Here is a 23,093-nt window from a genome sequence, read left to right on the forward strand (position 1 = left end):
ACATTTCACAACTGAAATGTTGATTTCAAATCAGAAATGGATGCGCGCATAATAGACGGACTTTCACCTGCCTCGCCGCGAGCCGCCCAGCCTTGAGCACACCTCTTTTCGAACCCGCCCAGCGCCCTCGCATCTGGGCCGTGAGTATCAGCCGCCTGCGCGATCTGTTTTTCGACATTGCGGGCGAATACGTGGAACGCGCGGACTTGCGCATCGTCGCGCACGGTTTCGAAGATGCCGTGCGCGAGATCGACGCCGCGGGCGCGGGTCGTCCGGACGTCGTGATCGCCGGCGGCTCGAACGGCGCGTATCTGAAGACGCGCGTGTCGGTACCGGTCGTGTTGATCAGCCCGACCGGCTTCGACGTGATGCACGCGCTCGCGCGGGCGCGACGCGACGGCGCAAAGGTCGCGCTCGTCACGCACGGCAACACGCCTGACGAAGTGCGCCGCTTCGCCGCCGCCTACGCGCTCGACGTCACCTTCGCCTCGTATCAATCGGCGCAGGACGCGGAGAGCGTCGTGCTCGATCTGCGCGATCGCGGCATCGACGTGGTGGTCGGTCCTGGACTGGTCACCGATCTCGCGGCGAATGCCGGCATGGGCGCGGTCTTTCTGTATTCGCGCGCTTCGGTGCGCGCGGCCTTCGACACCGCGCTCGAAGTCGCGCAAGCCACACGGCGCGAAACGATCCGGCGTCAACGGCTCGACAATCTGCTGCAGCATCTGCGCGACGGCGTCGTCGCGCTCGACGCGCAAGGCCGCGTCGAAGCGATGAACCAGCGCCTCGCCGGCGTGCTCGGCCTCGACGCGGCGAAGGCCGCAGGCCGCGTGCTGCTCGAACTCGCGCCCGATCTCGCGGGCAGTCTGCCCGACGCCGACGGCGACGCGTTGTGTACGGTGCGTGGCGTGAGCTATGTCGTGCATCGCGGGCCGCTGGCGAGCAGCGGCGCCGCGGCGGGCACGGTGCTGACGTTTCAGGAATCGCGCGCGGTCGAGCGGCTCGACCGGACCTTGCGTTCACGCCAGCGCGTGCAGCAATTCAGCGCGCGTTACCGGCTCGACGATATCGTCGGCGCGTCCGATTCGATCGAACGCGTGCGCGCGCTGGTGCGGCGCTATGCCCGTTCGGACGCCACCGTGCTGATTCTCGGCGAGAGCGGCACGGGTAAGGAAATGGTCGCGCAGAGCATGCATCAGTTGAGCCCACGGCGCGACTTCGCATTCGTCGCGATCAATTGCGGCGCGTTTCCCGAGGCGCTGCTGGAGAGCGAACTGTTCGGCTACGAGGAAGGCGCGTTCACCGGCGCGCGCAAGGGCGGCAAAGCGGGATTGATTGAAGTCGCGCACCGCGGCACGCTGTTTCTCGATGAAATCGGCGAAATGCCGTTGTCGTTGCAAAGCCGGCTTCTGCGCGTGCTGCAGGAACGTGAAGTCGTGCGGCTCGGTTCGACGGAGCCGACGCGGGTGGATATTCGCGTAGTCGCGGCGACGCATCGCGCGTTGACCGAGGGCATCGAAGCGGGCAGCTTTCGCGCGGACCTCTACTACCGGCTCAACATTCTGAGCATCGCGCTGCCGCCGCTGCGCGAGCGGCCAACCGATCTGCTGCCGCTCGCCGTCGAACTGCTGTTGCAAGCCGCCGCGCGCGAACCGAGGCTCGCGGCGCGCATGCCGGATGCGGCCGCCGCCGAGCGCCTGCTCGCCACGCTCGCCGAACCGCTCAAGCGCTACGCGTGGCCCGGCAACGTGCGTGAATTGCAGAACGTGATCGAACGGATCGCGGTCGAACTCGCCGATATGGATGCGGATGCAGACGCAAATACAGACGTGGGCGCAATGTCAGCAGGCGCAGCCGCACCCGTTCTCACCCGCGACATGTTGCGCACGGTTGCGCCTGAAATCGTCGAGCCGCACGCGCGCACGAAAAAAGCCGCGCTAACCCTGCGCGAACGCAGCCGTCACGTGGAAGCCGACGAAATCCGCGCCGCGCTCGCCGCGCACGATGGCGACCGCGACGCGGTCTGCGAGGCGCTCGGCATCAGCAAGACGACGTTATGGCGGAAGCTGAGCGCGACGCAGTAGGCGCACTACTCAAGCCGTTCAAGCCGTTCAAGCCGCTCGCGCCGCCATGCCGCGCCGCGTTGGCCCCGGCGCGCGCGATGAACATGCTGGGTGTCATACCGCAGCATCGCTTGAAATGGCGGCCGAAGTGGCTTTGGTCGAAGAAACCGACCTCCGTCGCCACCACCGATCCCGGTACGCCTTCGAGCAGCAGCGTCTGCGCACGCTGAATCCGCAGCCCGCACAGATACCGGTAGGGCGACGATCCGTATTGCTGCCGGAACACCGTGGCGAAGCGCGACACGCTGAGCGCGGACAGCGCGGCAAGTTGGGCGAGCGTCACGGGTTCGTCGAAATGGTCTTCGATGAAAGCGCGGGCCGCGTTAAGGCTGACGGACTGTTTCATGACGTCACGATGGTCGAGCGGGCCGCCGGCTGTTTCGCGAAACGCCGGATGGAAAACGCGTCGAGAGGAATCTCCGTATTGCCCGTATCGACGAGTTCCGCCAGCGTTTCGCCGACGCCCGGGCCGATCTGAAACCCCGAGCCGCTGAAGCCGAACGCGTAGAACAGACCGTCGACCTGACTGCTCGGACCGATCACCGGTTCGCTGTCGGGCAGATAACTTTCCACGCCGCTCCATACGCGAATCACATGCAGCGGCGCCAACGCGGGCACGAGCCGGCGCATCTGCGCGAGTTGCCGCACGGTGTTGATCGGCAACACCGAAGCGCGGCTCGTCACAGCGTCGGCGGGACCGGGCGGGCCTCCGCCGACGATGATATTGCCGCGCGGGATCTGCCGGAAATAAATGCTCTCCTCCTTGATCGACGTGAACACGCCCATCGACGACTTGAACACGTAAGGCACCGGCTCCGTCACGCACATTTGCGGCCCGCGCGTGGTGAGCGGCGCGGATTCGCCGAACTGCTCCGCCAGCCGGCTCGCCCACGCACCGGCGCAGATCACGAGTTGCGCCGCCCAATACACGTCGCCGCGCGCGCTTTCCACGCGAAACCGTCCGCCGTCTTTTTCGACGCGCACGATCTCCGTGTCCTCGACCACCTGCGCGCCCAGCCGGGCCGCCGCGCGGCCGAACGCGGGCGCGGCGAGACGCGGATTGGCGTGGCCGTCGAGCGGCGAGATCGAGGCCGCCAGCACCTCGCGGCCGAGAAACGGAAAACGCCTGAACAGCGCTTCGCCGTGCAGCACTTCGAGTTCGAGACCGTAGGCGCGCGCGTCGATTGCGTACTGGTCGAAGTTCTCGACGTCCTTCTGGTGGTAGCACACGCGCGTATGACCCGACGGCAGAAACTCGACGTCCTCGCCGAGCAGTTCAGTCGAGCGTTGCCATGTGCGCAGCGCGCGGTTCGCCATCGCCAGTTGCGATAAAGCACGGCCCTGACGGCGAACGCCGCCGAAGTTCACGCCGCTTGCCTGCTGGCCGGTGAGTCCGCGTTCGAGCAGAATCACCGAACGGTTGCGCCGGCGCAGGAAGAACGCTGTCGTCGTTCCCATGATGCCGCCGCCGATCACGATCACATCGGCTTCGTTGCGGGTCGTCGCGTTCATTTGCTCACCTCGGCGCTCATCGCTTCGCTTACCGCTTCGGTCAGCGCCACCGGCAACGGTTTGACCGGCGCCTGGCCGCGCAGCCGTCCCACTGAAGACAACGGCACACATGCCGCCGCCGCGATGATTTCCGCGCCTGCGTGGCCGCAATAGCGCCCCTGGCAGCGACCCATGCCGACGCGCGAAAACGCCTTCGCGCGATTGGCTTCTTTAGCGCCGGTCGCCCGCACCACGCGACGCAACTCTCCCGCCGTGATCGCTTCGCAACGGCAGACGATCGTTTCGTCCGGCAGCGACGCGGCGAATTTCGCCGGCCATGGGAAGGCTTCACGCAAACCCTGGGCAAATCGCGAGAAGCGTGCGAGTTCGGCACGCAAATGCTCCACGCCGTCGACCGCTATGCCGTGGTCCTGCAAAGCGGCCAGCGCCGCGAGACGGCCCGAGCGTTCCGCTGCATCCGCACCGCGCACTCGCGCGCCGTCGCCCGCAAGATAGACGCCCTTGATGCTGCTGCGGCCGTCGGCATCGATCTGCGGCAGCCACTGCCGGGCGTTTTCGTCGAACACGAAGCGGCAGCCCGCGAGGTCCGCGAGTTGCGTCTCGGGCCGCAGGTGATAACCGAGCGCGACGGCATCGCACTTGAATTCGAGGCGCTTGCCGCCGGGCAAGGCGACTTCGACCGCGCTCACGCCGTCTTGCGCCGAGCCTTTGATTTCGAGCGGCTCTACGCCACGATGAACCGGCACGCGCGCGTGGGCCAGCACGCGCGTCAACGCAATGCCCTTTCCGAGCGCGGCGGGAATCGCCAGCAGGTGCGGCAACGCGGCCACGCGCTGCATGAACGTCGAAGTGTCGAGCACCGCGGCAACCTGCGCGCCCGCCTTCACATACTGCGCGGCCACGAGATACAGCAGCGGGCCGCTGCCCATCATCACGATGCGCGAGCCGATCGCGCAGCCTTGCGACTTCAGCGCGACCTGCGCGCCGCCGAGGCTATAAGCGCCGGCCTGGTGCCAGCCCTTGACCGGCATCAGCCGATCCGTCGCGCCGCTGCAAACGATCAACGCGTCGAAGGCGAGCGAGTGATACCGCGTGCCGCTCACCAGATGCACGGCGTTCGGCGAGATGTTCCAGACCAGCGTTTCCGGCAAATAATCGATCCGGCTCTTCAACGCATCGAAGCTCCGGTGCAGCGACGCGGCACGCTCAGCCTCGGTGCCATAGAGCGTCTCATAGCTGCGCGAAAAACCTTCCGGTTGCCGTCGATAAATCTGCCCGCCGTCGCGCCGGCCTTCGTCGATCACGACAGGCCGCAGTCCCGCTTCGGCGAGCGCCTGCGCGGCGCGCACCCCCGCCGGCCCGGTGCCGATGACGACTACGCGCGGGGCCATACACCCTCCCCGGCCTGCGCCAGCTTCGTGACGATCGACATGCCGGGCAGCGCGGGCGTGCTGCACGCGCGCACGCGCTCGCCTTGCGCGGTCCACACCCAGCAATCCTGGCAGGCGCCCATCAGACAGAAACCGGCGCGCCGGCCATCGCCGAATTCGGAGTCGCGCAGCGTGGCCGTGCTGGTGAGCAGCGCGACCATCAGCGTGTCGCCTTCGGCGGCCTCGCGCACGACGCCGTCCACGGTGATCGAAAACGTCTTGCGGCCCGTTTCCGCGACGCGTACAAACCGTCCGTTCATGCCGGAGTCGCCTCCGCGGTCTGCAAACGGTTCAGTTCGGCGGCCGGATGGTGGCACAGAATCTCCGCGCCCGAAGGCAGCGTCTTCAACGAAGGCGGCGTCAGGTTGCACTTGCCGTCGATACGCACCGGACAGCGCGCGCGGAACGAGCACAACTCGGCGATGTCGGCGCTCTCGCCCATCGCCGGCAAGGCAGTGGCGACAATGTCGCGGCGCGCGTCGAGCCAACCGGGTTTCAACGCCGGCACCGAATCGACCAGCAAGCCCGTGTACGGGTGATACGGCGGCGCCGCCAGCACCTCGCGCTGCCCTGCTTCCACGCGATGCCCCGCGTACAGCACGATCACTTCGTCGCAGATCGCGCGCACCGTCGAAATATCGTGGCTGATGAACATGTACGACACGCCCAGTTCGCGCCGCAATTCGGCGAGCAGATCGAGAATCGCGGCGCCGACCACCGTGTCGAGAGCGGATGTCACTTCGTCGCACAGAATCAAGGCTGGCTCTGCGGCGAGCGCGCGCGCCAGATTCACGCGCTGCTTCTGGCCGCCGGAGAGTCCGGCCGGCGTACGCGTGGCGATCGAAGCGGGCAGCTTCACCAGATCGAGCAGCTCCAGCATGCGTTTCTTCGCGGCCGAGCCGCGCAGGTGGTGATAGAACGCGAGCGGCCGCCCCAGAATATCGGCGATCGAATGGCTCGGATTGAGCGCCGTATCGGCGTTCTGAAACACGATCTGGATCTGCCGATACTGCTCCGGCGTGCGGCGTGAGATTTGCGCGTTCAACGGTTCACCGTTGAACAGCACCTCGCCGCGCGTCCGGTCGACCAGCCCCGCCACCACGCGCGCGAGCGTCGTCTTGCCGGAGCCGGATTCACCGATCACGCCGAGCGTGCTGCCGCGCGGAATCGACAGACTGACGTCGTCGAGCACACGCACGGCAGGCGCGCCTTGCCGGTCGATGCGTCCATAGCCTGCCGACAGTCCGCGAATCTCCAGCAGCGGCGGCACGTGCTTGCCGGGGTTTTGCGGCAACGTCAGCACGGCTTCAGGCCGCCGCGTCGCGGCCAGCAACTGGCGCGTGTACGCATCCACGGGCGCGTCGAGCACCTGCGCGACCGCGCCGTTCTCCTTCACCGCGCCGCCGTTCAACACGACGATGCGGTCCGCCATCTGCGCGACCACCGCCAGATCGTGCGACACGTACACGGCCGTGGTGCCGAGTTCGCGAATCACCTTCTTGAAGGCCGCGAGCACTTCGATCTGCGTGGTGACGTCGAGCGCGGTGGTCGGCTCGTCGAACACGACGACGGCCGGGTCGGTGATCAAGGCCATCGCCGCCATCAAACGCTGCAACTGGCCGCCGGATACCTGATGCGGATAGCGCTCGCCGATCGTTTCCGGCGCGGGCAGCGCGAGCGAGCGGAACAGCTCAACCGCCTTGGCGGACGCCGCCTCTTTCGACATCAGGTGATGCAGCAGCGCCGGCTCGATGACCTGATCCATGATCGTGCGCGCCGGATTGAAGCCCGCCGACGCGCTCTGCGCGACGTACGCGACGGTGCGCGCGCGCAACGCGCGGCGCCCCTTCGCATCGAGCGACAACACCTCGACCTCGCCGACGCGCACCGACCCGCCGCTGATCGCGCAGCCCGCGCGCGCATAGCCGAGCAGCGAAAGCGCAATGGTGGTCTTGCCCGAACCGGACTCGCCGATCAGCGCGAGCACTTCGCCCTTCTTCACCGAGAAATCGACGCCCTTGACGATCTCCGTCACCGGCCCCGGCGCCGCACCCGCGACGACTCTCAGGCCCTTCACTTCAATCATGTCGCGCTCAGCCATCACGCACCTCCATGCTTGCGGCCGCGACGCCGCAAGTTGTCGATCAGCAGATTCATGCCGATGGTCAGCGTCGCGATCGCGACGGCCGGCATCAGCACGGCGGGCGCGCCTTCCGACAAGCCGCCGATGTTCTCGCGCACGAGCGAACCCCAATCGGCGTTCGGCGGCTGCACGCCCAGGCCGAGGAAGCTCAACCCGCTCAGCAGCAGCACGATGAACACGAAACGCAGACCGAAATCGGCGAGCATCGGATGGATCATGTTGGGCAGCACCTCGACCCGCGCGATATAGAAGATGCCTTCGCCGCGCGCCCGCGCCACCTGCACGTATTCGAGGCTCATCACGTTCACCGCGAGCGAGCGCGAAATACGGAACGCGCCGGGGATGTAGGCGGCCGCGGCGACCGTCGTCAGCATCGGAATCGACGACCCGAACGCGGCGATCACGACGAGCGCGAGCACCTTGCTCGGAATCGAAATCAGCGCGTCGAACAGACGGCTCAGAATTTCATCGATCACACGGCCCGACACCGCCGCGAGCAGGCCGAAGAACGTGCCGATCACACTCGCGAGCACTGCTGCAGCGAGCGCGAGGCCGACGGTGTAGCGCGCGCCGTAGAGAATCCGGCTCAGCATATCGCGGCCGAGATAGTCGGTGCCAAGCGGATACGCCGCGCTGTAACGGCCGAAAATTTCCGTCGAGGTCAGCGCACCGCCTTTGTACGGCGCGACCAGCGGTCCGATGAACGCGACCAGCAGCCAGAACGCCACCATCAGCAGACCGATCAGGCCGAGTACGGAAAAGCGGTGCACGAGGCGTTTGAACACGCCCTGCTTCGGCGGCGCCGCTTCGACAGGCACGGGCTCGACGACCAGTTCGTCGCGGCGCACGTCGTACAGCTCCGTGCCGGCATGAGGAACATGGTGAGGATTGGTAGGTTGGCTCATCATCGACGCAGCCTCGGGTTGGATACGATTTGACACAGGTCGGCGATCAGCACGAGCACGAGATACGCCGCGCAGAACACCATCACGCAGCCTTGCACGAGCGGCATGTCGCGGTTGGTCACGGCGTCCACCATCAGGCTCGCGAGACCGGGATAATTGAAGATCGACTCGACGATCACCACGCCGCCGAACAGATACGACAGGCTCAGCGCCACGGCGTTGGCAATCGGTCCGATGGTGTTCGGCAACACATGCCGCCACACCACGCGCACCGGCGAGGCGCCCTTGAGCAAGGCCATTTCCACGTACGACGAATTGAGCTGATCGAGTACCGCGGCGCGCGTCATGCGCGCCATCTGCGCGACCAGCACGCAGCACAGCGTCATCACCGGCATCGCGTAAATGCGCAGCAGCGCGCCGAACGAATGCACTTCCGACAGATACGACAGCGCCGGCAGCCAGCGCAGCTTGACGGCAAAAATCAGCACGGCGATCGTCGCGATCAGGAATTCCGGCACGGCGACCGTGGAGAGCGTCAGTACGTTGAGCGTGCGGTCGAGCAGCGAGCCGCGGAACATCGCCGACGAAATGCCGATCAACAGCGCTACCGGCACGGAGACCACCGCCGTGAGTCCGGCCAGCACCAGCGAGTTCGGCAGACGCGTCGCGATCAGTTGACTGACGGGCAGATTGTTCGACAGCGAGATGCCGAAGTTGCCGCTGACCACATGAAGCAGCCACACCAGGTAGCGCTGCAGCGCGGGCTGGTCGAGGCCGAACTGATGCCGCAGGGCAGCCACGGCTTCAGGGGTCGCCGCCTGGCCGAGCGCCTGTTGGGCCGCGTCGCCGGGCAGCAGCCCGGTGACGGCGAACACGACTGCCGACACCAGCAGCAGCGTAAGCAGCGCGAGGCCAAGGCGCGCGGCGATGAGACGTTGCGCATGTGCTTTCATCGAAAATCGCCTCCATTGCAGTTGAAGCTGCGCGCCGCCAATGAGGCGGCGCGTGTATTGCAGGGCGTGCCCCCGGTCGAGTTCAGGCTTCGAGCCAGACGTTTTCCGCGAACATGTAGCCCATCAATCCGGCGAGAGGAATGGAACCAAGGCCCTTGAGCTTGTTCGGGTACGCGTCGAGCGAACTCTGGAACATCGGAATGCCGACGCCGCCCGTGTCGTGCACCAGCACCTGCATGTCACCGTACAACTGCTTGCGCTTGGCGTCGTCCGGTTCGCCGCGTGCCTGCAGCAGCAACTGGTCGAATTTCGGACTCTTCCAGTTCGCCTCGTTCCACGGTGCGTCCGACTTGAAGAACTGCGTAAAGATCACGTCGGCGCTCGGCCGCGCGTTGATATTGCCGAAACCCAACGGATGCTTCATCCAGTGGTTCGACCAGTAACCGTCGGCCGGTACGCGCGACACCTGCAGATTCAGACCGGCTTGCGGCGCGACCTGCTGAAGGAACATGGCCATTTCAACCGAGCCTTCCGCCGCCGGCGACGCGAAAATCTGGATCGGCGCGCTGCCCACCTTGGCTTTCTGGAAATGGAACTTCGCTTTGTCCGGATCGAAGGCGCGCTGCGGCAAGCCGGCGAGGTAGTACTTGTTGGTCGGATCGATAGGCTGATCGTTGCCGATGGTGCCGTAACCCTGGAAGATCGCGCGGCGCATCTGCTCGCGGTCCTGCAGGTACATCATGCCGCGACGGAAATCGTCGTTGCCGGTAATGCCGCCTTCGTCGCGCACGATCAGGTCGGTGTACACGCCGCTCTTCGTCTCCAGCACCGAGAAGCCGCTCGCGGCCTTGATCTGCGTGGTCGAACGCGGGCTCACCGCGTTGATCAGTTGCACGTCGCCGGAAAGCAGCGCGTTTACGCGCGCCGATTCGTCGCCGATGCCGATCAGTTCGACTTCGTCGAGGTGCGGCAGGCCCGGCTTCCAGTACTTCTCGTTCCTCACGCCGACCGTGCGCACGCCCGGCGAGAATTCCTTGACCTTGAACGGGCCAGTGCCGATCGCCGTTTTGAAATCCTTGGTGCCGTCCTTGATGATCTGGAAATGCGAGGTGGCAAGGATCACCGGCAGATCGGCGTTCGGACCGACCAGCGTGATCGTCACTTCGTTCGGGCCCGTGGCCTTCACTTCCTTGATCTGATCGGCGAGCGTCTTCGCCTTCGAGGCCGTGGCCGGGTCCTTGTGGCGCATGATCGAATAGACCACGTCCGCCGGCGCGAGCGCTTTGCCGTCGTGGAACTGCACGCCATTGCGCAGCTTGACGACCCACACGGTGGCGTCTTTCGTATCGAGCGAGGTCGCCAGCGACATCTTCGCGCCGAGATGCGAGTCGAGTTCGGTCAGGCAGTTGTAGAACATGAAGCCACGAGCGTAGTCGGTGCCGAGCGCGCCCTTCGCGGGATCGAGCGTATCGGCCGCGGAGGCGGACTGCGTCGCCACGCGGATCTTGCCGCCCTGCCTGGGCGTAGCTTGCGCCAGCGCCTCACCACTCGCGGTCAGCAGGCCGGCGCCCGTCACCGACATCATCCCCGCTGCGGCCATCGCGCGCAGCACACCGCGCCGCGACGCACCTTTGGCGGTCAACCGCTCCAGCTCGCTGCCGAGATGAAGAGCGTCATGTTGCGAGTTTTCCTTATTCATCGAACTTCTCCGCGAGGGTAACAGTGAGGGTGAGCAGACCTGGCTGCGTGGTTTTAATTGCCAATCGAACAACAAACGATCAATAAAAAATGTCTTTGATACGGTAGTACGTACCCACCAGCGGCAGGAACCAGGGCTTGCCGGTATGGCCGGGAATCGCGGGCCACTCCGACTCGCGCCACGGGTTCTTGTCTTCGTGGCCGTCCATCACGTCGGCCATCACCTGGCCCATGTGCGTCGACATCTGCGTGCCGTGGCCGCTGTAACCCATCGAGAAATAGATGCCGTCGTGCTGCCCGGCATGCGGCAGACGGTCGGCGCTCATATCCACCAGACCGCCCCAGCAATAGTCGATGCGCGCGCTCGCGAGCGTCGGGAACATCGCGGCGAGGCCTTCCTGCAAAATGCGTCCGCTCTTCGCATCCGACGGGCGTTCGGACGCCGTGAAGCGCGCGCGGCCGCCGAACAGCAAGCGCGAATCGGGCGTCACGCGGAAGTAGTTGTGCATCAAACGCGTGGTCGTGTACGCGCGCCGGTTCGGAAACACTTGCGCCAGCAGCTCGGGCGACAGGGGCTCCGTCACCACGATGAACGAACCGACCGGCGCGAGGCGCCGCCGATACCAGCCGAACGGACCGTGCCGCGACGGACCGGTCGCGATCAGCACCTGCTTCGCCCGCACTTCGCCGCGCGCCGTGGTAATGCGAAAGCCGCTGCCGTCTTTGGCGATGGCGGTGACCGCCGCGTTTTCGTACAGCTTCGCGCCGCGACGCACCGCGGCCTCGGCGAGACCGACCGTGAACTTGCCCATGTGCATCTGGCCGCCATGCCGTTGCAGCAACCCGCCGTGAAAACTGTCGGACTGGATTTCGCTGCGGATACGGCTGCGGTCGATTAGTTCGATATCCGTATCGACTTCACGGCGAATCGCCTCCGCCGTCTTTTCCAGATGCGCAAGGTGATGCGGCTTGGAGGCCAGCTTCAGCTTGCCGGTCGCGATGTAATTGCAGTCGATGTTCTCCTCGCGAATCAGACGCTCGACCGTGTCGACCGCATCCGAAAACGCGCGGTAGCAGGCGCTCGCGCGCTCCACACCGAGTTGCGCGACCAGCGCGACGAAGTCCTGCGCCACGCCGGTATTGACCTGCCCGCCGTTACGCCCGGACGCGCCGCCGCCGATGCGGCCCGCGTCGAGCACGGTCACCGCGGCGCCGCGCTTGCCCAACGCTTGCGCCGCCGAGAGTCCGGTGAAGCCGCCGCCGATCACCACCACGTCGGTCTGGCCGTCGAGCGGACCCTCGCTCGCCGAAAGCAGGGGCGGCGCGGTGTCGAGCCAGTAGGAATCGAGCTTCATCCGGTCTGTCCTTGAGATGGGCAATGAGCGTGAAATCCGGCGCTTACAGGCCGAGTTCCGAAGCCAGATGCGGAATGTCGTTGACCTCGTAGTACTGGTAGTACGGCGTCGACGGTTCGTGGCCGCGCTTGACGAAGGCCTTGTGCTTGATGCCCATGTCGTGCGCGGTCATCAGGTCGTAGCGCAGGCTCGACGACACGTGCAGCACGTCTTCCGGATTGCAGTTCAGTTGATCGAACATGTACTCGAAGCCTTGCATGCGCGGCTTGTACGACTGCGCCTGCTCCGCCGTGAAGACTTTATAGAACGGCGCGCCGAGCTTGTCGACGTTGCTCTGGATCTGGTTGTTCGAAGCGTTCGAGAGAATCACCAGCTTGTACTTCTTCGCGAGGCGGGCGACACCTTCCGGCACGTCCGGATGCGGACCCCACGTCGGCACGGCGTCATAGATGCTCTGGGCGCCCGCTTCGTTGAATTCGACGTTCATGCGCTTGCACGCGCGGCGCAGCGCATTGACCACCACATCCCGGTACGGCTTCCATGCGCCGAGCACTTCGTCGCGACGATAGCCCGAGTAGAACGCAATGAGCTTTTCCAAGTCCTCACCGTTGAGCAGGTGGCCGTACAGTTCGCGCGTCATCTCGGCCATGCGGAATTTCGTCAGCGTGCCGTAGCAGTCGAAGGTGATGTATTTCGGTTCGAATTCGATCATGGTGCAGTCCTATCGTGTTGGTGAACCCGCTATGGGAGCTCATTGGCGAAAACAGTGATTGCTCATCCCTGTTAAAGATTTAATCAGCGCAAAAACATAGATGTCCCTGATTAACGCATTGCTGGTGACACAAATCATGCGTTTTGAGGCCGCTGACAGCACAGAATGCGGCGATCGGGCTGAAAGCCTTGCCCATACTGGGTTTGCGGCTGGGATACCGGGCGTGCGTCGGGCGCGCGTCGGGTGTTCAGCCGCGCTGCGGCGCTCGCCCCCCTCGACATATTCCCCGCCGATGCCAAGTCCGCTGCGAACCGCGACGTCGTCCAGATTGAAGCTCTCCATGAGCAAGGTTTCCTGTATGACCGGCTGGTGGTTCGTGCGGTGCGCTTCGTGAATGCTTCCGCCATGACAAAATCGTAGAGCCGCAGGCGTGGCATATGTCGCCGACAAAAATCGCCGCGCAGCAGAACCCACCTGTAATGCGCGCCCAGACCTGGCGTTTTGCATCGAATTTCGAGGCGGCCCTTTCCCCGGGTCGCGATAGAAAGATCGTCCTAGTCACACCGCGCACCGGATGACACAGTGACGGCGTAAGCCTTCAGTCAATCAGGGAGTACGGCGTGTCCGATTCGATAACCGATTCGATTACCTATAGACGCTTCACCCTCGACGACATCGCCGCCGCGCACGCGTTGACGGCCGAACTCAAATGGCCGCATCGCACGGACGACTGGAGATTCGTCGTACAGCTGGGCGTGGGTTTCGTCGCGCAAGACGCGAGCGGCGTGATCGGCACCGCCCTGTGCTGGAAATATGGCGCTGAGCGTGCCTCGCTCGGCATGGTGATCGTGTCGCCGGCGCAGCAAGGGCGCGGCATCGGCAGGAAGCTGATGGAGCTGGTGCTCGAAGAAGTGGGCGGCCGCGTGACCTTCCTGCACGCCACCCCCGCCGGCCAGCCGCTCTATGAAAAGCTCGGCTTTCGCGCGGCCGGCACGCTCGATCAGCACCAGGGCGCGGCGTTCCAGCCGCCGCTCGTATCGCTGCCGCCAGGCGAACGTTTGCGCCCGCTCGGTTCGAGCGACACGGCGCGGCTGGTCGAACTGGCTTCGCGGGCCAGCGGTCTGGATCGCGCCGAAGTCTTGCCCGCGCTGCTTGGCACCGCCGACGGCATCGCGCTCGACCGCGACGGCGAACTGATCGGCTTCGCGCTGTTTCGCCGCTTCGGACGCGGCTTTGCGATCGGTCCGGTCGTCGCGCCCGCCTCGGAAGATTCAGCCCGCGCCAAGGCGCTCATCAGCCACTGGCTGGCGCTGAACGAAGGCGTGTTCGTGCGTATCGACACGCCGGGCGAAAGCGGCCTCACGGATTGGCTGGAACAGTTGGGCTTGCCGCGCGTGGACACGGTGATCAAAATGGTCCGCCCCGCCACGCCGGGCGAGCCCGCGAACGGCGCCCAGGACGCGCACTACCTGCAATACGGCATCATCAACCAGGCGATCCTCTAACTCCTCATGGCCTTCCTCTATAAAGCCGACCCGGCGCGCGGCGCGCAGTGGGCGAAACTCTTTGCGCAGAAAGCGCCCGAGCTGCCGTTTCATATCTGGCCCGATCTCGGCGACCCGGCCGCGATCCGCTATCTCGCCGCCTGGCAGCCGCCGGAAGATCCGACTCGCACCTTTCCTAATCTGGAGGTCGTGTTCTCGGTGGGCGCCGGCATCGATCAGTTCGACCTGTCGGGCGTGCCGGAGCATGTGCCCGTCGTGCGGATGATCGAACCGGGGATCGTCGAGGGCATGGTCGAATACGTCACGCAGGCCGTGCTGACGATTCATCGCGATCTGTTCGACTACGGTCTTCAGCAACAGCAGCAGGTCTGGCGCGAGTTGCCGCTCAAGCCCGCCAGCCAGCGCCGCGTCGGCGTGCTTGGGCTCGGCGTGTTGGGCACGGCCGTGCTGGAAAAGCTGCGGCTGTTCGGCTTCGACTGTGCGGGATGGAGCCGGTCTCCGCGTGAGATCGAAGGCGTGGCGTGTTACGCGGGCGAAAGCGCGCTGGATGCGTTTCTTGCGCGCACCGATATCCTTATCTGCCTGCTGCCGCTCACGCCCGCCACGCGCGGGCTGCTCGACGCGCAATTGTTCGCGAAGCTGCCGCGCGGCGCGTCGCTGATTCAAACGGGACGCGGTCCGCATCTGAATCAGCAGGATCTGCTGGCCGCGCTCGAAAGCGGCCAGTTGCGCAACGCCATTCTCGACGTGACCGATCCCGAGCCGCTGCCCGCGGGTCATCCGTTGTGGACGCATCCACGCGTGCGCATCACGCCGCATATCGCCAGCGCGACGCGGCCCGAATCCGCCGTCGACGTGGTGCTGGAGAACCTGCGCCGTCATCGCGAAGGCTTGCCGATGCTCGGCCAGGTCGACCGCGCGCAAGGCTATTGAGGGCGGCACCGCTTGAAACGCCCGCTCGGCGCGGCTTTTCAGCGCCCGCAGCAGAAAATGCCAAGACCGTGCATCAAAACGCGTCGTGCGCGCTTTTCAGGCAATTGTTTAGGTGAGCAGGCGATCGTCGCTGGTCAGTAGTATGGAACCGTCAACAGCCCCTTTCCGCGACGAGAAACCATCATGCCGATTCAATCGCTCATCGAAGCCGACCGCAAGCATCTGATTCACCCGGTCATCAACTACCGCGCGCACGAAGCACGCGGCGTCACCGTTCTCGAATCCGCCAGCGGCGCGTTTCTGCGCGACGCGGCCGGCAACGAACTGCTCGACGCGTTTTCCGGACTCTGGTGCGTGAACGTCGGCTACGGCCAGCAGAGCATTGTCGACGCCGCCACCGCGCAGATGCAGAAGCTGCCCTACGCGACCGGCTATTTTCATTTCGGCTCGGAGCCGGCCATCGAACTCGCGCAGAAGCTCGTCGAGGTATCGCCCGCTTCGCTGCAACACGTGTACTTCACGCTCGGCGGCTCGGACGCGGTCGATTCGGCGCTGCGGTTCATCACGCACTACTTCAACGCCACGGGGCGGCCGTCGAAGAAGCACATCATCGCGCTGCAACGCGGCTACCATGGCTCGTCGGCGGTCGGCGCCGGCCTCACCGCGCTACCCGCGTTCCACCGCAACTTCGATCTGCCGCTGCCGAGCCAGCATCATCTGCCGTCGCCGTACGCGTACCGCAACGATTTCGCCGACGACGCCGCGCTGATCGCCGCCTCGGTGGCCGCGCTCGAAGCGAAGGTGGCCGAGCTCGGCGCCGACAACGTCGCCGCGTTTTTCTGCGAACCGATTCAGGGCTCGGGTGGCGTGATCGTGCCGCCGGCCGGCTGGCTCAAGGCCATGCGCGAAAGCTGCCGTAAGCTGGGCATTCTGTTCGTCGCCGACGAAGTGATCACCGGTTTCGGCCGCACGGGTCCGCTGTTTGCCTGCCAGGGCGAAGACGTCGAGCCGGATCTGATGACGGTGGCCAAAGGCCTGACCGCGGGCTATGCGCCGATGGGCGCCGTGCTGATGTCGGATGAAATCTATCAGGGCATTGCCGACGGCGACGCCGAAGCAGTGGTCGGCCATGGCCATACGTATTCGGCGCATCCGGTGAGCGCGGCGATCGGCCTCGAAGTGCTGCGCCTGTATCACGAAGGCGGCCTGCTCGCGAACGGCGTGGCGCGCGCGCCGCGCTTCGCGCGCGGCCTCGACGCGCTGCTCGCGCATCCGCTGGTGGGCGACTCGCGCCACCGTGGCCTGCTCGGCGCGCTCGAACTCGTCGCCGACAAAGACAGCAAGGCGGGCTTCGACCCGGCGTTGAAACTGTCCGAACGGATCGCCGCCGCCGCTTATGAAAACCGCCTGGTTTTCCGTGCTTTCGGCGACAACATCCTCGGCTTCGCACCGGCGCTCTCGTACACCGAGGCCGAGTTCGACCTGATGTTCGAACGGCTCGAAAAGACGCTCGACGACGTACTCGCACAAGCCGATGTGCGCGCCGCGTTGAAGGTCAAAACTCATGCCACCGCATGCTAGAGTAGAGGGCCATCCCAGTCCCACACACCGATCGCCGGAGCGACAACGTTACGATGAGCAGCGACTGCAAGCTAGACAGAATTGACCTGCGCATACTTTCCCAATTGCAGAAGAAAGGCCGCATAACCAACGTCGAGCTTGCCGACGCGGTCGGGCTGTCGCCCAGTCCTTGCCTGATCCGCGTCAAGCGTCTGGAGAAAGCCGGCTACATCATCGGCTACGGTGCGCAGATCCAGCTCGAAAAGCTCGGCGACGTGCAGATCGTTTTCACTGAAGTCACGCTCGCCGATCATCGGCGGGAAGACTTCATCAAGTTCGTGAATGCGATTCGCAACGTCGACGAGATTGTCGAGTGCCATCTGGCGAGCGGCGGCTATGACTACCTGCTGAAGTTCGTCACGCGCAGTGTGAGCCACTACCAGAGCATCGTGGAAGGACTGCTGGAACGCGATATCGGCATCGAGAAGTACTTCAGCTACGTGATCATCAAGTCGCCGTTCGTGAAGAGCCATTACCCGCTCGAAACGCTGTTCTCGCAGAATCATCATTAGGCGTCGGCTTGTTTCTGATCGGCCGGAACTTGGCGTCGTTCAACGTTCAGTATTCAACGCTTAACGTTCGGCAACACCGGCCATGTTCACGCCGGCCGCATCGTCGCCTCACGCATTCCCCTGCGCGAATTCCTCGCTCAGAAAGTCCACGCAGACCCGCACCTTCGCCGATTGCGCGAGCCGCGCCGGATACACCGCCCATAGATTCGCCGGTTGCGTGACCTCGGGCAGCACCTGCTGCAGTTGCCCGCTTTCAAGCAGCGGCCGCACGTCCCACATGGAACGCAGCACGATGCCGCGTCCAGCCAGCGCCCACTCCACCGCCACTTCGCCGTGATTGGTCGACAACGGTCCCGTGACCTTGATCGATACGGTCTCGCCGCGCATCGTCAGACGCCACAGACCGAACGGATGGTCGCGCTCCTTGATCGCGAGACACGCATGCGAGGACAGCTCGGCAAGCTGGCGCGGCGCGCCATGCCGCGCGATGTACTCGGGCGAAGCGCACAACACGCGATGATTCGACGCAAGCCGCCGCGCGATCAGATGCGGCGCGATCTCGTCGCCGATGCGCACGTCGAGGTCGAAGCCTTCGCCGCCGACATCGACGAGACGGTCGAACAGATCGAGCCGCACGCTCAGTTGCGGATAGCGCTCGGAAAAGCGTGCGAGCGCGGGCGCGACGAAGCGCCGCCCAAAGCCGAAGCTGCTGGAAATGCGCAGCTTGCCGCCGGGAATGCGGCGCGTGGTGGAGACGTCTTCCACGAGTTGATCGACGTCGTCGAGAATCTTTTCGGCCCATGTGTAGACGCGCTCACCCGCTTCGGTGATCGCCACCCGGCGCGTGGAACGGTGCAATAAACGCGTACCGAGCGTAGTCTCGAGCACGTTGATGCGTTTGCTGACGTAGGCCGCGGACACCGACAGGGCCTCCGCCGCCGCGCTGAAACTGGACTTGCGCGCCACTTCGCAGAACACGCGCAAATCGCCGAGATCGAGTGAGGGAATGACGTTCATGGGTCGATTGCTCGCACTTGAGTTTGTACACGAATCGTGCACAGTGGCTTAACTAAAGCGACCATTTTAGTCTCAAACGGCAGGAATAAAATAACCGTTGTCGAATCGTCCAGAAGCCCCAACAGACCCAAGCGGAGGAGCACAACATGTCGAAGAAATATCGGATCGCAGTCATTCCCGGCGACGGCATCGGCGTCGAAGTCATGCCGGAAGCCATTCGCGTGCTGGAGGCGGTGAAAACGCGCTTCGGCATCGAGCTGGAGTATCAGCACATTGAGTGGGCGAGCTGCGACTACTACGCGAAGCACGGCAAGATGATGCCGGACGACTGGAAAGCGCAGCTGCAATCGGCGGACGCGATCCTGTTCGGCGCGGTCGGCTGGCCCGACACGGTGCCCGACCATATTTCGCTGTGGGGCTCGCTGCTGAAGTTCCGCCGCGAATTCGACCAGTACATCAACCTGCGCCCGGCGCGCCTCTTTGCCGGCGTGCCTTCGCCGCTCGCGGGCCGCAAGGCGGGCGACATCGACTTCTGGATCGTGCGTGAGAACACCGAGGGCGAGTACTCGTCGGTGGGTGGCGTGATGTTCGAAGGCACGGAGCGCGAATTCGCGCTGCAGGAATCCGTCTTCACGCGGCACGGCAGCGAGCGCGTGCTGAAGTTCGCGTTCGATCTCGCGCAACGGCGCGAGCGCAAGAAGATCACCGTGGCGACCAAGAGCAATGGCATCGCGATCAGCATGCCGTGGTGGGACAAGGTCGCGGCCGGCATCGCGGCGCAGTATCCGGACGTGACGTGGGACAAGCAACACATCGACATTCTCTGCGCGCGCTTCGTGCTGAGCCCGGATCGCTTCGACGTGGTGGTGGCCACCAATCTGTTCGGCGACATTCTGTCCGACCTCGGCCCCGCCTGCACCGGCACGATCGGTCTTGCGCCGTCGGGCAATCTGAATCCGGACCGCAAGTTTCCTTCACTGTTCGAACCGGTGCACGGTTCGGCGCCGGATATCGCCGGCAAGAACATCGCCAATCCGATCGCGATGATCTGGTCGGCCGCGATGATGCTCGACTTCCTCGGCAATCACGAGGGCAAGGAGCGCGAGGCGCACGACGCGATTCTTGCCGCCATCGAAGCGACGCTGGTGGAAGGCCCGCACACCGGCGACCTCGGCGGCAAGGCGAACACCACCGAAGTCGGCCAGGCGATCGCGGCAAGACTCGCCTGAGTCTTTCGTTCACCGCGGGTCTCGAGATTTTCGCCGGGGCCGGCGCGGTGATCGGCTGGTCCAACACTCAAAAGGTAACGTGACAATGAAGGTACAGCAGCTCAAGCAAAGCGTGAATCTGCAGAATCTGGAAGACTGGGGCAAGGTTGGATTGCCCGGCACGACGCCGATTCAGGTGTCGGGCGTGCAACGCGTTATCAAGGGCAGCGAAGCCGTCGATACGGGCATCTTCGAATGCACCGCCGGCACGTATCGCCGCTCGATCAAGCAAGCCGAAGTGATGCACTTCATTGCGGGACGCGGACGCTTCACGCCCGATAACGAGGAAACCATTCACTTTCAAAGCGGCGACACCCTCTTCTTCGAAGCCAATACCGAAGGGCTTTGGGAAGTCGAGGAAACCATGCGCAAGGTCTACGTCATCTTCTGAGCGCCGCGTCGCGCATCATCACGAGCGCTGCGCCGCGCCGCACCATGCGGTGCCCGTCAGGCCGGCGCTCACCCCGCATACCAATCCCATCTCATCCCGGCGCACCGCGATGCGCCGCGGCCACTCTGATCGTTCGCGCTGTCCAGCGCCCTCTTCCAACCGATGTGCATCTGCAACAGAGTCGGGTAATCCCGCGTTGACCCGTCGTCATCGTATTACTTACAGTGCGGACCTGTTCGCATAAAGAATCACCGTTCTACATACGAACATCTCGCACAGAAGAATTAACGACGACCGCCTCGCTGGGACTGCCGACGCGGTTCCGGCAGGTCGAATTGGAAAACACCTCATGAATCGCAATATCACTATGACCCGGCTCGCCTGCGCGATCGCCGCTCTGGCCAGCGCACCGGTTTTCGCGCAAAGCAGCGTGACGCTGTACGGTATCGTGGACACGGGTATCGGCTATCAAAGCAGCCAGGCGCCCTCGCTCGGTTCGACCTCCGGCGGCAAGTCCAAAGTGAATATGATCAACGGCGTGTGGGCCGGCAGCCGCTTCGGCCTGAAGGGCGCGGAAGATCTGGGCGCCGGCACCAAGGCCATCTTCCAGTTGGAGTCGGGTTTCAACTCCGCCACCGGCGCACAGCAATACACGAACGCGATGTTCGGCCGCCAGGCATGGGTCGGCGTGACGAATCCGACTTACGGCACGTTGCAGGCCGGCCGCCAGTACACGGCGTACTACTCGATGTTGTCGCCGTATAGCCCGACCACGTGGCTCACCGGCTTCTACGGCGCGCACGCGGGCGACGTCGACGCGCTCGATACGATTTACCGCGCGAACAACTCGCTGGTCTATACGTCGCCGAAACTGTACGGCTTCACGTTCAGCGGTTCGTACTCGCTCGGCGGCGTGCCGGGCAGCCTGAACCGCGGCTCGACCTGGAGCGGCGCGGTGCAGTACATCCAGGGTCCGGTCGGACTCGCGGTCGGCTTCATGCGCATCAACAACTCGACGCTCGGCGGCGGCGCATACGGCGCGGATTCGACCGTGTCGAACAACGGCGCGCAACCGGGCGTGTCGGCCGTGACCAACGGCTATCAAACGGCGCAGGCGCAGCAGCGCTTTGCCGTGACCGGCGGCTACAACTTCGGCGGTGGCTGGGACGTGTCCGCGGCCTACTCGAACGTGCAGTACATTCCGGGTGTCGGCTCGAGCTTCCGCGATACGGCGATCTTCAATACGGGCGGTGTCGTGCTGCACTGGAAGCCGACCGTTTCGTGGGACTTCGCGACCGGCTACAGCTACACGCGCGCCACCAAGGCGAACGGCATCACGAGTTCGGCGCAGTACCAGCAGGTCAACCTGTCCGAGTACTATTCGTTGTCGAAGCGCACCGGACTCTATGCGTTGCAGGCGTTCCAGCGCACCAACGGCAACACGCTGGGCACTGCGGGCTCGGGCCACATCATCAGCGCGACGGCAACCATCGGCGACGGCTTCCAGAGCGCGCCGTCGTCGTCGCGCAGCCAGTTCGCCGCCGGCGTGGGCATCGTGCACCGCTTCTAAAACGGCGTTCGATCGTATAAAAAGAAAAGGCTCGTTCTCACGAGCCTTTCCGTATTCAGCAGTGAGGAGACCATCATGAACCGCAGCACCGCTGTGAACGTTCAGACCTTTATCAACGAGCACCCGTTTTCGCCGTTCCAGTGGCTCGTGTTCTTCATGTGTTTCATCATCGTCCTGCTGGACGGCTTCGACACGGCCGCGATCGGCTTCATCGCGCCTTCGCTGATCGCCGAATGGGGCATCACCCGGCCGGCGCTCGCGCCCGTGCTGAGCGCGGCGCTGTTCGGCCTTGCCTGCGGCGCGCTCGGTTCGGGACCGCTATCCGACCGGCTCGGGCGACGTTCGCTGCTGCTCGGCTCAGTGCTGCTGTTCGGCGTGGCGTGCCTCGGCTCCGCCTTCTCGACCAGCATCGAACAACTGACGACACTGCGCTTCATCACCGGCGTCGGTCTCGGCGCGGCCATGCCGAACGCCGTGACGATGATGGGCGAATACTGCCCGGACCGCCGTCGGGCGACGGTGATCAACCTGATGTTCTGCGGCTTCCCGCTCGGCGCCGCGTTCGGCGGTTTCCTCGCGGCGTGGATGATTCCGCATTTCGGCTGGCGCAGCGTGCTGCTGCTCGGCGGCATCACGCCGCTTCTGCTTCTGGTCGTGCTCGCGATCAAGATGCCGGAATCGGTGCGCTACATGGTGGCCAATAACAAGCCGGTCGAACGGATTCGCGCGGCGCTCGCGCGCATTTCGAGCGAAGCCGCGCAAGCGGGCAGCTTCGTCATGACCGAAACCGCGCCGCAAACCGGCGGCAAGGGCATGGCGGTGGTGCTGTCGCGCTCGTACATCATCGGTTCGGTGATGCTGTGGATCGCCTATTTCATGGGCCTCGTGATCTTCTACGCGTCGATCAACTGGATGCCGATTCTGCTGAAGGACGCCGGCCTCACGCCACAGCGCGCGACGCTGATTTCCGCGCTGTTCCCGCTCGGCGGGGTGGGCGCCGTGCTGTGCGGCGTGCTGATGGACCGCTTCAACGCGAACCGCATCATCGCGGCTTGCTACGCGTTGACGGCGGTGAGCGTGTACTTCATCGGCCAGGCGGTGGGCAACGTGGGCGCGCTGGTGTTCATCGTGTTCGTCGCGGGCGTGTTGATGAATACCGCGCAGTCGTCGATGCCGGCACTCGCCGCCGCGTTCTACCCGACCGAAGGCCGCGGCACCGGCGTGGCGTGGATGCTCGGCATTGGGCGCTTCGGCGGGATTGCCGGCTCGTTCCTCGTGGCCGAACTGACGCGGCGGCACTTTTCGTTCGCGGGCATCTTCGCGATGATCGCGGTGGCGGGTCTGCTTTCGTGCGTGGCGTTGCTGATCAAGCAGGCGGCGCGGCCGCATGTGGCGAATGTGGGCGCGCCGAAGACGGAGTCGTTCGGGCATTGAGCGGGTAAAGAG

21 protein-coding genes are annotated in these 23,093 nt (G+C 64.7%); 9 read left to right on the plus strand and 12 right to left on the minus strand.

What is annotated here, in order from left to right:
• Window positions 1-92 precede the first annotated feature (92 nt).
• Complete coding sequence (prpR, locus tag ACFSNN_RS02450) at window positions 93-2,084, plus strand: propionate catabolism operon regulatory protein PrpR (protein ID WP_134463259.1); 1,992 nt, start codon at window positions 93-95, stop codon at window positions 2,082-2,084.
• Here prpR and ACFSNN_RS02455 read toward each other — a convergent pair.
• From ACFSNN_RS02455 to ACFSNN_RS02505, 11 genes are all read right to left on the minus strand, one after another.
• Entirely contained in the window at window positions 2,041-2,469 is a 429-nt protein-coding gene (locus tag ACFSNN_RS02455) for a helix-turn-helix domain-containing protein (protein ID WP_134463257.1), read from the minus strand. The two genes, prpR and ACFSNN_RS02455, sit on opposite strands and share 44 nt — an antisense overlap.
• Window positions 2,466-3,635, minus strand: coding sequence for an NAD(P)/FAD-dependent oxidoreductase (locus ACFSNN_RS02460; protein ID WP_134463255.1), 1,170 nt, complete (start codon window positions 3,633-3,635; stop codon window positions 2,466-2,468). Before ACFSNN_RS02460 ends, ACFSNN_RS02455 begins: the two co-directional genes overlap by 4 nt.
• The gene (locus tag ACFSNN_RS02465; protein ID WP_134463253.1) at window positions 3,632-5,026 is read right to left on the minus strand and encodes an FAD/NAD(P)-dependent oxidoreductase; all 1,395 of its coding nucleotides are present in this window, start codon (window positions 5,024-5,026) and stop codon (window positions 3,632-3,634) included. The genes ACFSNN_RS02460 and ACFSNN_RS02465 overlap by 4 nt, the downstream gene beginning before the upstream one ends.
• On the minus strand, window positions 5,011-5,325 hold the full coding sequence (locus ACFSNN_RS02470) for a (2Fe-2S)-binding protein (protein ID WP_134463251.1): 315 nt from the start codon (window positions 5,323-5,325) through the stop codon (window positions 5,011-5,013). The genes ACFSNN_RS02465 and ACFSNN_RS02470 overlap by 16 nt, the downstream gene beginning before the upstream one ends.
• Window positions 5,322-7,166 carry an ABC transporter ATP-binding protein gene (locus ACFSNN_RS02475; protein WP_134463249.1) on the minus strand — a complete coding sequence of 615 codons (1,845 nt, stop codon included), beginning with the start codon at window positions 7,164-7,166 and terminating at the stop codon, window positions 5,322-5,324. The genes ACFSNN_RS02470 and ACFSNN_RS02475 overlap by 4 nt, the downstream gene beginning before the upstream one ends.
• Window positions 7,166-8,116 carry an ABC transporter permease gene (locus ACFSNN_RS02480; protein WP_134463247.1) on the minus strand — a complete coding sequence of 317 codons (951 nt, stop codon included), beginning with the start codon at window positions 8,114-8,116 and terminating at the stop codon, window positions 7,166-7,168. The genes ACFSNN_RS02475 and ACFSNN_RS02480 overlap by 1 nt, the downstream gene beginning before the upstream one ends.
• Window positions 8,113-9,066 (minus strand): ABC transporter permease, encoded by a 954-nt coding sequence (locus ACFSNN_RS02485; protein ID WP_012427929.1) that lies wholly within the window; start codon window positions 9,064-9,066, stop codon window positions 8,113-8,115. Before ACFSNN_RS02485 ends, ACFSNN_RS02480 begins: the two co-directional genes overlap by 4 nt.
• Window positions 9,067-9,148: 82 nt before the next feature.
• Window positions 9,149-10,765, minus strand: coding sequence for an ABC transporter substrate-binding protein (locus ACFSNN_RS02490; protein ID WP_134463245.1), 1,617 nt, complete (start codon window positions 10,763-10,765; stop codon window positions 9,149-9,151).
• A gap of 79 nt (window positions 10,766-10,844) precedes the next feature.
• Entirely contained in the window at window positions 10,845-12,119 is a 1,275-nt protein-coding gene (locus tag ACFSNN_RS02495; protein WP_134463243.1) for an NAD(P)/FAD-dependent oxidoreductase, read from the minus strand.
• Window positions 12,120-12,162: 43 nt separating this feature from the next.
• On the minus strand, window positions 12,163-12,831 hold the full coding sequence (locus tag ACFSNN_RS02500) for a haloacid dehalogenase type II (protein WP_134463241.1): 669 nt from the start codon (window positions 12,829-12,831) through the stop codon (window positions 12,163-12,165).
• Between the two features lie 39 nt (window positions 12,832-12,870).
• Window positions 12,871-13,173, minus strand: a complete 303-nt coding sequence (locus ACFSNN_RS02505) for a hypothetical protein (protein ID WP_134463239.1) — start codon at window positions 13,171-13,173, stop codon at window positions 12,871-12,873.
• 290 nt (window positions 13,174-13,463) lie between these two features.
• On the opposite strand from ACFSNN_RS02505, the gene ACFSNN_RS02510 reads away from it, so the two are divergent.
• From ACFSNN_RS02510 to ACFSNN_RS02525, 4 genes are all read left to right on the plus strand, one after another.
• Window positions 13,464-14,336: a GNAT family N-acetyltransferase gene (locus tag ACFSNN_RS02510; RefSeq protein ID WP_134465579.1), complete on the plus strand. Its 873-nt coding sequence runs from the start codon at window positions 13,464-13,466 to the stop codon at window positions 14,334-14,336.
• A gap of 6 nt (window positions 14,337-14,342) precedes the next feature.
• Window positions 14,343-15,269 (plus strand): 2-hydroxyacid dehydrogenase, encoded by a 927-nt coding sequence (locus tag ACFSNN_RS02515; RefSeq protein ID WP_134463237.1) that lies wholly within the window; start codon window positions 14,343-14,345, stop codon window positions 15,267-15,269.
• Window positions 15,270-15,452: 183 nt separating this feature from the next.
• Window positions 15,453-16,850: an aspartate aminotransferase family protein gene (locus tag ACFSNN_RS02520; RefSeq protein WP_134463235.1), complete on the plus strand. Its 1,398-nt coding sequence runs from the start codon at window positions 15,453-15,455 to the stop codon at window positions 16,848-16,850.
• 53 nt (window positions 16,851-16,903) lie between these two features.
• Complete coding sequence (locus ACFSNN_RS02525) at window positions 16,904-17,401, plus strand: Lrp/AsnC family transcriptional regulator (RefSeq protein WP_012427936.1); 498 nt, start codon at window positions 16,904-16,906, stop codon at window positions 17,399-17,401.
• Between the two features lie 108 nt (window positions 17,402-17,509).
• On the opposite strand, the gene ACFSNN_RS02530 is transcribed toward ACFSNN_RS02525, so the two are convergent.
• Window positions 17,510-18,418, minus strand: coding sequence for a LysR substrate-binding domain-containing protein (locus tag ACFSNN_RS02530; RefSeq protein WP_134463233.1), 909 nt, complete (start codon window positions 18,416-18,418; stop codon window positions 17,510-17,512).
• Window positions 18,419-18,564: 146 nt separating this feature from the next.
• Here ACFSNN_RS02530 and ACFSNN_RS02535 point away from each other — a divergent pair, with 146 nt between their 5' ends.
• From ACFSNN_RS02535 to ACFSNN_RS02550, 4 genes are all read left to right on the plus strand, one after another.
• Entirely contained in the window at window positions 18,565-19,647 is a 1,083-nt protein-coding gene (locus ACFSNN_RS02535; RefSeq protein WP_134463231.1) for a tartrate dehydrogenase, read from the plus strand.
• An 85-nt stretch (window positions 19,648-19,732) separates the two neighbouring features.
• Window positions 19,733-20,077, plus strand: coding sequence for a cupin domain-containing protein (locus tag ACFSNN_RS02540; RefSeq protein WP_106282531.1), 345 nt, complete (start codon window positions 19,733-19,735; stop codon window positions 20,075-20,077).
• Between the two features lie 349 nt (window positions 20,078-20,426).
• On the plus strand, window positions 20,427-21,647 hold the full coding sequence (locus tag ACFSNN_RS02545) for a porin (RefSeq protein WP_134463229.1): 1,221 nt from the start codon (window positions 20,427-20,429) through the stop codon (window positions 21,645-21,647).
• 75 nt (window positions 21,648-21,722) lie between these two features.
• Window positions 21,723-23,081, plus strand: coding sequence for an MFS transporter (locus ACFSNN_RS02550; protein ID WP_134463227.1), 1,359 nt, complete (start codon window positions 21,723-21,725; stop codon window positions 23,079-23,081).
• Window positions 23,082-23,093 lie beyond the last annotated feature (12 nt).

This window comes from Paraburkholderia dipogonis, from assembly GCF_042680985.1.
Taxonomy (GTDB): Bacteria; Pseudomonadota; Gammaproteobacteria; order Burkholderiales; family Burkholderiaceae; genus Paraburkholderia; species Paraburkholderia phytofirmans.